This window comes from Mesorhizobium sp. M5C.F.Ca.IN.020.29.1.1 (assembly GCF_003997375.1).
GTDB classification, from domain to species: Bacteria; Pseudomonadota; Alphaproteobacteria; order Rhizobiales; family Rhizobiaceae; genus Mesorhizobium; species Mesorhizobium wenxiniae.
This window is the reverse complement of sequence record NZ_RZSW01000165.1, coordinates 1-11,238: the sequence shown is the minus strand read 5'-3', so window position 1 is coordinate 11,238 and position 11,238 is coordinate 1. Positions and strand designations below refer to the sequence as shown.

Below are 11,238 nucleotides of genomic sequence, written 5' to 3'. Positions count from 1 at the left end.
GCAGGAAATAGCAGATCGCCCCGGCGAGCATCATGATGATGGCGATCGACGATGCGAAGATCGGTCGGTGGATGAAGAAGTTTACCATGACACGTACGCCTCGCCCGATGCTCTCGCCTGGCCGAAGGCCTTGGCCACTCTGGACAGCCGTCGGCTGCGGCTTTGCCCCGGGTCTTCCAGGAAACGAGGCGGCGCCTCGCGGCTGCGGCCTTGCGTATCCGCAAGGGTACGCAGCATTGTCTCGAAAGAGCGCGGGTCGACACGGTCGGCCTTCATCAGCATTCGGATCATCGGATCCTTCACAACTTCGTCGATCGTCAAATCCTTGCGCTGCGACATCGTAGCGGCTCCTGGCTTGCATCTGCGGTGGACGCCGCAGATCGGGTGGTCTTTCTGTTCGCGGCCAAAGTCGCCTGGGTGCGCAGTTTCATGCCTGGGCCGATTCGGCGGAGGCTGTTCACAGGCGCCTGCGAGATTGACACGAGGCAATGGGGGTGTTACCAGTAAGTAACATCTAGAAGTTACAGACCGGTAACACCCTAGTCAAGAGGTGTGCCGAGGGATTTTCCGGAAAACCGGAAACCAAGGAGGTTTTGATGGAAGACGGCACTGCGGAACGAATCCGCCCCCGGGATCGCATCCTGGAGACGGCACGGGATATGTTCCACAAGCATGGCATCAAGGGCGTCGGTGTCGACGCGATCACTGAGGCCGCCGGTACCAACAAGATGACGCTCTACCGTCATTTCGAGTCCAAGGACGATCTGGTCATCGAGTGCCTGCGGGCGACCGCATGCAGCGCCAACGCGATGTGGCAAAAGTTCGAGGCCGAGCATCCGGGCGACAAGCTTGCGCAGCTGCACGCCTGGGTTCGGATGGCGGCCGATTGCCTGATGGTGGACGGCCGCGGTTGCGACATGGCGAACGCCGCCATCGAGTTGAGCGAGACCGACCATCCGGCCCGTCGGGTGATCAAGGAACTCAAGCAGGCCCAGCGCGACCGTTTGGTCGGCCTGTGCCGGGACGCCGGCATCGGCCAGGCAGAGCTTCTCGCCGATACATTGTCGCTGCTGCTTGAAGGCGCCCGTGTCAGCCTTCAAAGCGTCGGAGCCGAAGGCCCCAGCGCGCAATTTGTCCGCATGGCGGAAGGCCTGATCGCGTCTTTCCGGGGCGCTGCGGCCAGATAGTCTCGCAAGCGGCGAAACGATCGGAAGCGTGTTCATTGCGAGCCGCGCCGCCGAATGCTCTTTTGTCCGTTCGGACGAGCCGTCATCGCGCTTCTCCTTTGCCGGTCTGTCGCCGAACCATTCCCGGCGCTACCTGCTGCTTGTTGGAGAGGCAGGATAGAACCGATAGCGAATTGGTGAGAGTGACAAGTGTGACGGGATTCCGACGGATCCGCTGATCGCGGCTGCAACACCCTTGCTGGCGAATATGCCGGCGGCATCACCCCTGGTGACGGCTCCCGAACAAGCCGGTGACCATCGCCCGTATTGGTCGTTCGACGCCGATCAAGGTGTCCGGTGATCTTCGTGACCTCAGCCTTTGCCCAACATCCGGAGCCGGAACAAAAAAACCCGCTGCCGGGAGGAGGTGGCAGCGGGCTTGATTTCGAATACGGCACGGGAGGAGGTGTACCGCACTCAGCGTCGGCATCGCATCTGGGAGGAGTAGATGGCCGACACCTGCGAAACTAGCGGTTGCCCAATGATTCGGCAACAACGAAAGCTGCATAGCAGATGTGCAGATTTGCGGTATCAACCGAATTTTAGCCATTCGGGCAACCGACGGTGGCCGTTGCGCGGCATCACTGGACCGGAACGTTTTCCTTGAAGATCAGGCGCGGCTCGATGAATTTTCGCGTCAGATAGGGCGCCGAGGAAGCGATCGATCCGAGCAGGCGAATGACCGATTGCTCGGCGATTAGTCGTGCATTCTGGTCGATGACGACATCGAGCAGATCGTCGACGAGATAGCCGCGTGTCGCCCTCGTCAGGTCGTGGCAAATGAACACCGGCTTCCTTTGCGGCTTGGCTTCCAGCAGCGCTTTCGCCACGCCCGAACGCCCGGCGCCGACGCAATAGATGCCGAGCAGTTCCGGCTCGTTGTGCAGCGCCTTCATCGTCGCGGTGTAGCTGATGTCAGGCTCGTCGTTGATCTCGACGGCGCTGGTCACGGTCAAATTGGGGAACTCCTCGCTGAGCACGGAGCGAAAGCCCATTTCACGTTCCTCATGCCCGCGGTAGGAGCGTGAGCCGACGACCATCGCCAGATGGCCCGTGCGCCCGCCTACGAAACGTCCCATCAAAAGCGCTGCGGTGCGCCCGGCCACACGGTTGTCGATGCCGACATAGGCCGCTCGCGGTGCGCCCGGAACGTCCGACACCAGCGTGACGAGGCGGATGCCGGCCTCGACGATCTCGCGCAGGATGTTGCGCGTTCTCGGATGATCGATCGCGATGACGCCGGCGCCGTTTGCCTTGAGCGAGAGGTTTTCGACCGCCGCCTGCAACGCGTTCGGCGAGATGCCTGCGAGCTTGTGGATCCGGCAGGAGGCGACAAGCGGCAGGCGTGCCGCATAATCCTCGATATGATTTGCCAGATCCATCATGAAGGCATTGGTGCCGATCGGCAGGAAGAACTCGAGATGCGCCGGCCGCGAGGGCAGCGTGACCTGATCCACGACCGGCAAATAGCCAAGCTGCTTGGCCGCCTCCATCACGCGCTGCCGGTTGGCCGCGCTGGCGCCTGGCCGGTTGTTCAGCACCCGGTCGACCGTCGCGGTCGACAGCCCGCAGCTTCTGGCGATGTCGGCAACGGTGGCTTTCATTGTCGCAGTCATAGGAGCCGATGCGATCCTGTGCCAGAGATACGGCCAACCCGGCTTCCAGCTGGCCACTCAGCCCTGCGGTTGCTTCCCCTGCACGATGGCGTCGTGGATCTCCTTGTCAGACATGCCGGTGATGATCCGTTCGACTTCCGCGACGTTGGTGTTCTTCGGATCGATATCGTCGGCAACCACCTTGCCGCGGCGCATCACGACGATGCGGTCGACCACCTGGAAGACATGGTGGATGTTATGGGCGATGAAGATGCAGGAATGCCCCGAATCGCGGGCGCTGCGCACGAAGCTCAGCACACCTTGCGTCTCGGCGACGCCGAGATTGTTGGTCGGCTCGTCGAGGATGATCAAGTCGCTGTCGAAATGCATGGCGCGCGCGATCGCCACGGCCTGCCGCTCACCGCCGGAGAGCGAGCCGATCGGCGTGGTCGGCGGGATGTTCTTCGAGATGCCGACCTGCTTGAGCAGGTCGCGGGCGACCACGTTCATTGCTTCCTGGTCCATGCGGTTGAGGAAACGCGGCGGCTTGATCGGCTCGCGCCCGAGAAACAGATTGCGCGCGATCGACAATTGCGTGACCAGTGCCGAGTCCTGGTAGATCGTCTCGATACCGTGGGCGATGGCGTCGCTGGTGCTGCGGAAGTCCACCTTCTTGCCGCGGATGAAGATCTCGCCGCTGGTCAGCGGAACCGCACCCGACAGCACCTTGATCAGCGTCGACTTGCCGGCGCCATTGTCGCCGAGCAGACCGACGATCTCCCTTTCATTGACATGGAAATTGGCGTCTACCAGCGCCTGCACACGGCCGTAGGACTTGCGGATGTTTTCCATGCGGACAAGCGGTTCGGCCATGGTTCAAGTCCCCGCCTGATGTCGGCGTTCCAGCCATGAGTGGAGCGCCATCATGCCGAGGATGATCGCGCCGATGAAGATGTTGTAGGCAAGCCCTGGCACGCCGATCAGCACGATGCCGTTGCGCATCACGCGCAGGATCAGGATGCCGAGCACGGTACCGATAATGGTGCCGCGTCCGCCGGTCAGCGCCGTGCCGCCGATCACCACCATGGCGATGACTTCGAGCTCGTAGCCGGTGCCGCTGTTCGGGTTGGCCGCCGAGGTGCGCAGCGAGCTGATGACGCCGGCAAGCGAGGCCATGATCGACGACAGGATGAACAGGCCGATCTTGACGCCGCTGACATTGACGCCGCGCGCCCTTGCCGCATTGGGGTTGCCGCCGGCCGCCTGGATCCAGTTGCCGGTCCGGCTCTGCGTCAGCACGTAGCCGAGTGCGATCGCTGCTGCGATGAACCAGAACAGCGACATGTAGATGCGGAACGGCCCGATGAAGAAATCGCCGACCAATGCCTCGGCAAGCCAGCTGCCTTCGGCGCTCCAGGTGCGTTGCGGAAATCCGCTGGTGACGAACAGAGCGGTGCCGCGCACGACCAGCAGCATGCCGAGCGTCACCAGGAAGGATGGAATCTTGAGTTGCGTCACGAACCAGCCATTGACCAGCCCGATGAAGGCGGCAACCAGCAGGGCCACGACGAAGCCAGCTTCCAGCGAGGTGAGGCCGCTGTTGAAGAGCGTCCACATCAAGACTGGCGAGAAGCCGAACAGCGATCCGACCGAGAGGTCGAATTCGCCCGAAGTCATCAACAGCGTCATCGCCAGCGCAATCAGGCCAAGCTCGACCGTGAAGGCCAATATGTTGCTGATGTTCTGCGGCGACAGGAAGTCGTGGTTGAACCCCCAGAACACGGCGAGCTCGACGACGAGCAGCACGAAGGGCCCGAATTCCGGCCTGGCGATCGAGCGTTGGATGATGGAACTGTTTTCCACGTTGGACCCGCGACATGGTTGGGACTGGCCAAGCCCGGCACCGCGTAAGGCGGTTCGAGGCTCGGCGGAATGATGGGGACGACCGCGGCAGGCGTGCCGCGACCATCCCGATCGCGGTTTTATTTTCCGGACAGGATGTCGTCGTAGACCTGCGCCGTGTCCTTTTCGTACAGTGCGCCGGTGATCACGTCGAAGCCGGGCGGAATGCCGCTGGCGGCCATATTGGCGATCGAAAGCGCCACATAGCTGGTCGCCTGCGGATCCTGCCATTGTGCGGCATTGACGTAGCCGGTCAGCACCTCCTGGGTGGTGTCGAGCGAGTTGCCCCAGCCGACGACCGGGATTTCGCCCGGCTTGATGCCGGCCTGGTCGAACACCCGCTTGATCGAGCCGGTCACCAGATCGCCGAGGCCGATGATCGCCTTGACCTTGGTCCTGTTAGCGGTGAGGTAGTCGACCATACGGTTGATCGCTTCGGCCTGGTCGAGCGTGGCTTCGGTGATTTCATAGGTGATGCCGAGCGGCTCGAACACGCTCTTGATGCCTTCTTCTTCCTGAACGCCATAGGTGGCGCCCGGGATTTCCACCGGCATCCAGACAAAATCGCCCTTTTTCACCAGACCCTTGTCGACCAGATACTGCGCCCAGTTCCTGCCGAAGGTGACGTTGTCGCCGCCAACATAGGCGTTGAAGTCCGCCTTCGGATCGGGCGTGTTGAAGTTGATGATCGGGATGTTTGCCGCCCGTGCTTCCCTAGCGAGCTCGATAAGGCTGCCCGGGTCGGGGCTGGTGGTGGTGATGCCGTCGGCCTTTGCAGCGATGGCCGCGCGAACCGCCTCCTGCTGGGACGACACGTCGCCATTGTGGAACGAGGTGTTGACGGTGTTACCGGTGTCCGTCGCCCATTGCTTGGCGCCGGCGAGGAAGTAGGTCCAGACCGGATCGGCCGGGCCGCCATGCGAAATCCAGTAGAAGGTCTTGGCCTGTGCCGCCGCCGGAATGGCCAGCGCCACGATCAAGCCGAATACAAATAGTCGTAGCCTTGTCAGCATTTGATTTCCTCCCATTTGAAAACTTCCTCCACCTCCGACGACGATCACGACAAACCCTGATCGTATTTCTGCCAGCGCCGACCTGGATGCATCAGAGCATCCGCTTTTTCGACATATGGCAAGCCTCCATTTGCCAGTGGTAGTCGGCGCGCGACAAGGCGCCATCAGCGGTCCCATCAGATTGCATCAGTTTGGCTGATATTTTCCGAGCGAGGCCCCTCAATTCGAGCGCCGAGAAATCTAACCTCGCAGGCTGCGCGGGAACCTAGATGAGGTTGGCGCTGGCGAGATCGCGCATCAAATGGCTGGCGCCGTAACTCCAGTGCGGACAGTCGGGCGACAGCCGCACCCGGTTGATCAGGGCGCCGAATTTCTCGGACGAGATGGTGACGATATCGCCGACCTGGTGCGTGAAGCCCTTGCCCTTTTCGCCGCGATCCTTCGACGGCACGAACATGGTGCCGAGATAAAGCGCCAGCCCGTCCGGGTATTGGTGATGCGGACCCATGGCGGCGGCGACCAGCTCTTCCGGCGAGCGGCTGATCTCGGCCATCGAACTGGCGCCCTCCAGCGAGAAACCGTCTTCGCCCTCGACCTTTAGACGCACGATGGCCTGCTTCACGTCATCGATGGAAAATGTCGCGTCGAACAAGCGGATGAATGGGCCGAGCGCGGCCGAGGCGTTGTTGTCCTTGGCCTTACCGAGCAACAACGCCGAGCGCCCTTCGACGTCGCGCAGATTGACGTCGTTGCCGAGCGTCGCGCCGACGATCTTGCCGCTGCTGGCGGCGATCATGGCGATCTCCGGCTCCGGATTGTTCCAGGTGGAAACCGGATGCAGGCCGACATCGGCGCCGAAGCCGACCGACGCCATCGGCTGGCATTTGGTGAAGATTTCGGCATCAGGGCCGATGCCTACCTCCAGATATTGCGACCAGGCGCCTCGCTGGATGAGCTTTGCCTTGATCTCCATCGCCTCCGGCGAGCCGGGCTTGAGCTTCGACAGATCGTGACCGATCAGCCCGGCAATGTCGGCGCGAATGGCGTCGGCTTTTTCCGCCGAGCCGCGCGCCTGCTCCTCGATGACCCGTTCGAGCAGGCTGACGACGAAGGTGACGCCCGACGCCTTGACCGCCTGCAGGTCGACCGGAGAAAGCAGGTACGGTTTTTGCGAATCGCGCGCGGCCTGGAAACTGTTGGCGGCGATCGCATCAAGTGATCCGATCGGTTCGCCTCTGGCCGCTTGGACGTACCCTGCCGGGTCTGGCATCTCGCAGACGTCGCGCACGGTTGGTGCCATGCTCAACGTGATGTCGAACACCGTGCCGTCGCGCACCGTGACCACCAGCGGATGGGACCTACCGCTTGTCCGGGCGCGGCCGATGAAGAGGCCCTCGTTGGGCAGGAGAGTGGTCTTCGTCATGGCTACGGTCCTCTGCTGTCTGGTTCTGCTGCGACGGTCGTTGCTGCCGGACCAATGGTTCACAAAGAGCTTGGCCAGCGGCGGCGGCACTTTCAACAAATTCCGGCCAAAGGTCTATCCCGTCCTCAAGGCGAGTTTTGTGTCCCGATTGCGAAGCGGAAACGAGCTTTCAAAATCATGAAATGGTGACTAGGATTTTCACAACGAACTGCACCCCAGGTGATCCTTGCCCGCACCGTTTTCCGATCCGATCTGGCAGAAGCCGCAATCGGCCGCCGCACCCCAGGCGCTTGTCGGCGGTAAACCCGTCGATGTCGTCATCATCGGCGGGGGCATCATGGGCTTGTCGACTGCCTTGCATGCAGCCCGGTTCGGCTTTGCCGTGCAGGTGCTGGAAGCCGGCGAGGTCGGCGAAGGCGCATCGGGCCTTAATGGCGGCCAGGTGATCCCCGGCCTGAAATATGATCCGGAATGGCTGCTGGAGCATTTTGGCCCCGAACGCGGCGAGATCCTCGTCAATTTTGCCGCCTCGACGGCGGACGCCGTCTTCGAATTGATCCGCGACGAGAAACTGGCGGTGCCGTTCGTTCGCAACGGCTGGATCCAGGCAGCGCACACCGAGACGGCGCTGAAGGCGGCGGTGAACAGGGACCGGCAGTGGCGGAACCGCGGCGCCGATGTCCGGCTTCTGAGCCAGACCGAGATCGCCGCGTTGACCGGCGCGCAGGGCTATCTCGGCGGCTGGCTCGACCGCCGCGCCGGCGTGATCGATCCGCTTGCCTACACGTCGGAACTGGCACGAATCGCCTCGGCCGCGGGCGTGAAGATCGCCGAGCACCAGAAGGTGGTGCGCCTCGATAAGAACGCCGGCCTTTGGCGTATCTCGACGGAGGGCGGCGCCGAATTGCAGGCGAAGACGGTCATTCTGGCGACGAACGCCTATACCGGCGATCTGCTCCCCGGTCTCGCCGAGACGATCGTTCCGCTGCGCTCCTTCCAGATCGCGACAGCGCCGCTGCCGGCCGATCTGGCGGCCGGGATTCTGCCGGAGGGGCAGGCGGTATCGGATTCGCGCCGCATCCTCGTTTATTACCGCAAGAGTGCCGACGGGCGGCTGGTGCTTGGCGGGCGCGGCCGGATGGCGCAGCCGACCAGCGAAGGTGACTGGGCGCATCTCGAGCGCGCGCTGCTCCGGCTCTATCCCGGGCTATCCGGCGTCGGCATCGAAAAGCGCTGGTTTGGCCGGGTGGCGATGACGCCGGATCACCTCCCGCATATTCACGAGCCCGAGCAGGGCCTGATGGCCGTGGTCGGCTGCCAGGGCCGTGGCGTCGGCCTGATGACCGCGCTTGGCGAGCGCATTGCCGGCTATCTGGCGAGTGGCGACGCCAGGCAATTGCCGTTCCCGGTCTCGCCGATCCGGCCGATACCGTTCCACGTCTTTCGGCAGGTCGGCGTCGCCGCGACGATCGCTTGGTATCGTACGCTGGATGCACTCGAGCGCTGATTCCATACCGGCGTAGGAATCTCCTTGACAGTTTCATAACTATGATAAAATTTATGGGATTTCACATTCCGATGGTCATGCGATGTCGACCATCGTTGCAAGGCAGCCACTGCCGGAGGCCCGGTCCTCGACGGGTTTCCGGTTTGCCATGCTGCTGCCGGGCGGGCTGGTCACCTTCTTCCTGATCCTGTTTGCGCTTGGTCTCGTACTTTTCCTCGCCTTTCGCGGCAATGACGGTTCGCTGCTGGGCGCCGGTTTCACCTTTGCGAATTTCATCACGGTGGCGTCCGATCCTCTGTACTGGACGGTAACGCTGCGCTCGTTGGCCATTGCCGGCCTGGTAACGCTGGCAACGGTCGTCACCGCCTATCCCGTCGCCTACTACCTTGCCTTCCACGCCGGACGGCGGCGCGGGCTGCTGTTGTTTCTGGTGACGCTGCCGTTCTGGACCAGCTATCTCCTGCGCGTCTTCGCCTGGAAGATCGTGCTTGCCTATAATGGCGTGCTGAACTCGGCGCTCGTCGAAAGCGGCATCTGGTCCGAACCGACACTGGCGTTTCTCAACACGCCCGCCGCCGTCGTCGTCACGCTGGCTCACGCCTATGCGCCGTTCGCTATCCTGCCCATCTATGTGGCGCTGGACACGATCCCGAAATCGCTGCTCGAAGCCGCTTCCGACCTCGGCGCCAGACCGTTCACCAGCTTCCGCCGCGTCGTGCTGCCGAATTCGATGCCGGGGGTGCTGGCGGCTGCTCTCGTCGTCTTCGTGCCGACGGTCGGCGACTACGTCACTCCGGCGCTGGTCGGCGGCCCTGCCAGCACCATGATCGGCTCGCTGATCCAGGCCCAGTTCGGCAAGGCCAATGACTGGCCGTTCGGCGCCGCACTCGCCGTCGCCGTCATGCTGGTCATCCTTGCCGTGGTGCTGATGGTGCGTTCCGCCGACCGCAGATTTGGCAGCCGGACATGAACACGGCGCGTATCGATGCAAAGCAGGGCGGCGGTTGGCTGGGCGCCTATGTCCTTGCCTATCTGGTGTTCCTGTACTTGCCGATACTGCTGATCCCGCTGTTTTCCTTCAACAATTCGATCCAGGCGGCGTTTCCGCTGCAAGGCTTCACGTTGGAATGGTATGCGACGCTGTTCGGCAATTCGGCGCTCTCCGGCGCGCTTGGGAACAGCCTCGTCATCGGTGCAACTGCCGCCACCGGCGCGACGCTCTGCGGCATCACAGTGTCCTATATGGACCTGTACGGCCGCTCGCCGCTTGCCGCCACGATCAGCGCCATCGCGCGACTACCGATCCTGATCCCCGGCGTGATCGTCGGCATCTCGCTGCTGATACTGGTCAACCTCATTGGCTTCGGGCCGTCACGCACTGCCATCGTGCTCGGCCGCATGTTGGTGGCGCTGCCGACGACGGTGGTGATCATGAAAAGCCGCTTCGCTGCTATCCCGAAGACGATCCGCGAGGCCGCGCTCGATCTCGGCGCTTCCGATTGGACGACATTCAGACGGGTCATGCTGCCGCTCAGCCTGCCCGCCATTGTGTCAGCGTTCATGCTGGCCTTCCTGACCTCCTTCGACGAGTTCATCGTCGCCTTCTTCCTCGCCGGCACCGAGCCGACGCTGCCGCTTTACATCTGGAGCCAGCTGCGATTCCCCAAGTCGCTGCCGACCGTCATGGCGCTGGGCACGGCCATCCTGGCCGTGTCATTCGTCATCGCGGCAATTGCCGAAATCCTGCGCCATCGCGGGCTCGCCACCGCCCAACGGCCGGTGCCCGCCGACCTGTCCAAACCAGAAGAAACCGAAAGAGGAGAACTGCAATGGCATTCGACCTGAAATCGATAAATCGCAAGACAGTCCAAGCCGGATTGGCAGCCTTCGCGTTGGCGCTTTCGTCGACCGTCGCGCTTGCGGCCGACAAGTTGCAATATTTCACCTGGTCGGGCTACGAACTGCCCGAGTTCAACAAGAGCTTCCTCGCCGCACACCCCGATGGCGTCGAGGCCTCGATGTTCGGCGACGATGATGACGCCTTCACCAAGGTCAAGGCCGGCTTCCGCCCTGATGTCGCGCATCCGTGCTACGACAAGGTGGCGCGCTGGAACAAGGAAGGCCTGCTGCAGCCGATCGACACCAAGCGCATCAAGAACTGGGATTCGATCTTTCCGGTCTTCAAGAACCTGCCCGACCTGCAGGCCGGCGACGGCAAGGTCTGGATGGTGCCGTGGGACTGGGGCAACACCTCGATCCTCTACCGCACCGATCTGGTGAAGAACCCGGAACCGAGCTGGAACCTTTTGTGGGACAAGCAGTACGCCGGGCGCATGGCGACGATCGACGCCGTCCACGACACGCCGGTGGTGGCGGCGCTTCTCGCCGGCGTCAATCCGTTCGACATGACGCCAGAGCAGATGGACAAGGTCGCGGAAAAATTGCGCGAGCAGCGCCCGCTGCTCTCGAACTACACCACCGACATGACCTCGGTCGAACAGGCGCTGGCGAGTGGCCAGCTTGTCGCCGCCATGACCTGGAACGCGTCGGCCACCTCGCTCAAGAAGCAGGG

11 protein-coding genes are annotated in these 11,238 nt (G+C 62.7%); 5 read left to right on the top strand and 6 right to left on the bottom strand.

Annotation, left to right across the window (positions count from 1 at the left end; all coding sequences use genetic code 11):
• Nucleotides 1–81: 81 nt before the first annotated feature.
• The gene (locus EOA85_RS15275) at nt 82–339 is read right to left on the bottom strand and encodes a hypothetical protein (protein WP_127210069.1); all 258 of its coding nucleotides are present in this window, start codon (nt 337–339) and stop codon (nt 82–84) included.
• A 257-nt stretch (nt 340–596) separates the two neighbouring features.
• Here EOA85_RS15275 and EOA85_RS15270 point away from each other — a divergent pair, with 257 nt between their 5' ends.
• Nucleotides 597–1,187, top strand: a complete 591-nt coding sequence (locus tag EOA85_RS15270) for a TetR/AcrR family transcriptional regulator (RefSeq protein ID WP_065010087.1) — start codon at nt 597–599, stop codon at nt 1,185–1,187.
• A 620-nt stretch (nt 1,188–1,807) separates the two neighbouring features.
• Here the strand turns inward: EOA85_RS15270 and EOA85_RS15265 are convergent.
• The 5 genes from EOA85_RS15265 to EOA85_RS15245 form a co-directional block, all read right to left on the bottom strand.
• Nucleotides 1,808–2,830, bottom strand: coding sequence for a LacI family DNA-binding transcriptional regulator (locus tag EOA85_RS15265; RefSeq protein WP_127210067.1), 1,023 nt, complete (start codon nt 2,828–2,830; stop codon nt 1,808–1,810).
• A gap of 69 nt (nt 2,831–2,899) precedes the next feature.
• Nucleotides 2,900–3,694 (bottom strand): ATP-binding cassette domain-containing protein, encoded by a 795-nt coding sequence (locus EOA85_RS15260; protein WP_127210065.1) that lies wholly within the window; start codon nt 3,692–3,694, stop codon nt 2,900–2,902.
• Nucleotides 3,695–3,697: 3 nt separating this feature from the next.
• Nucleotides 3,698–4,684 (bottom strand): ABC transporter permease, encoded by a 987-nt coding sequence (locus tag EOA85_RS15255; RefSeq protein ID WP_027152255.1) that lies wholly within the window; start codon nt 4,682–4,684, stop codon nt 3,698–3,700.
• A gap of 119 nt (nt 4,685–4,803) precedes the next feature.
• Nucleotides 4,804–5,736 carry a substrate-binding domain-containing protein gene (locus EOA85_RS15250; protein WP_065010089.1) on the bottom strand — a complete coding sequence of 311 codons (933 nt, stop codon included), beginning with the start codon at nt 5,734–5,736 and terminating at the stop codon, nt 4,804–4,806.
• Between the two features lie 265 nt (nt 5,737–6,001).
• A complete protein-coding gene (locus tag EOA85_RS15245) occupies nt 6,002–7,159 on the bottom strand; it encodes a fumarylacetoacetate hydrolase family protein (protein WP_127210063.1) in 1,158 nt (385 codons plus the stop codon).
• A gap of 226 nt (nt 7,160–7,385) precedes the next feature.
• Here EOA85_RS15245 and EOA85_RS15240 point away from each other — a divergent pair, with 226 nt between their 5' ends.
• The 4 genes from EOA85_RS15240 to EOA85_RS15225 form a co-directional block, all read left to right on the top strand.
• Nucleotides 7,386–8,666 (top strand): FAD-dependent oxidoreductase, encoded by a 1,281-nt coding sequence (locus EOA85_RS15240; RefSeq protein WP_127210061.1) that lies wholly within the window; start codon nt 7,386–7,388, stop codon nt 8,664–8,666.
• Between the two features lie 82 nt (nt 8,667–8,748).
• A complete protein-coding gene (locus EOA85_RS15235; protein ID WP_127210059.1) occupies nt 8,749–9,636 on the top strand; it encodes an ABC transporter permease in 888 nt (295 codons plus the stop codon).
• Nucleotides 9,633–10,511, top strand: a complete 879-nt coding sequence (locus EOA85_RS15230) for an ABC transporter permease (protein WP_127210057.1) — start codon at nt 9,633–9,635, stop codon at nt 10,509–10,511. The genes EOA85_RS15235 and EOA85_RS15230 overlap by 4 nt, the downstream gene beginning before the upstream one ends.
• A partial coding sequence (locus EOA85_RS15225) for an extracellular solute-binding protein (protein WP_127210055.1) occupies nt 10,496–11,238 on the top strand: 743 nt, incomplete at its 3' end. The genes EOA85_RS15230 and EOA85_RS15225, both read left to right, overlap by 16 nt.

Excerpts from the sequence above, each read along its gene's own strand:
- EOA85_RS15270 (WP_065010087.1), top strand. The coding sequence starts at position 597 with ATGGAAGACGGCACTGCGGAACGAATCCGCCCCCGGGATCGCATCCTG.
- EOA85_RS15275 (WP_127210069.1), bottom strand. The coding sequence starts at position 339 with ATGTCGCAGCGCAAGGATTTGACGATCGACGAAGTTGTGAAGGATCCG.
- EOA85_RS15265 (WP_127210067.1), bottom strand. The coding sequence starts at position 2,830 with ATGAAAGCCACCGTTGCCGACATCGCCAGAAGCTGCGGGCTGTCGACC.
- EOA85_RS15230 (WP_127210057.1), top strand. The coding sequence starts at position 9,633 with ATGAACACGGCGCGTATCGATGCAAAGCAGGGCGGCGGTTGGCTGGGC.
- EOA85_RS15245 (WP_127210063.1), bottom strand. The coding sequence starts at position 7,159 with ATGACGAAGACCACTCTCCTGCCCAACGAGGGCCTCTTCATCGGCCGC.
- EOA85_RS15250 (WP_065010089.1), bottom strand. The coding sequence starts at position 5,736 with ATGCTGACAAGGCTACGACTATTTGTATTCGGCTTGATCGTGGCGCTG.
- EOA85_RS15235 (WP_127210059.1), top strand. The coding sequence starts at position 8,749 with ATGTCGACCATCGTTGCAAGGCAGCCACTGCCGGAGGCCCGGTCCTCG.
- EOA85_RS15260 (WP_127210065.1), bottom strand. The coding sequence starts at position 3,694 with ATGGCCGAACCGCTTGTCCGCATGGAAAACATCCGCAAGTCCTACGGC.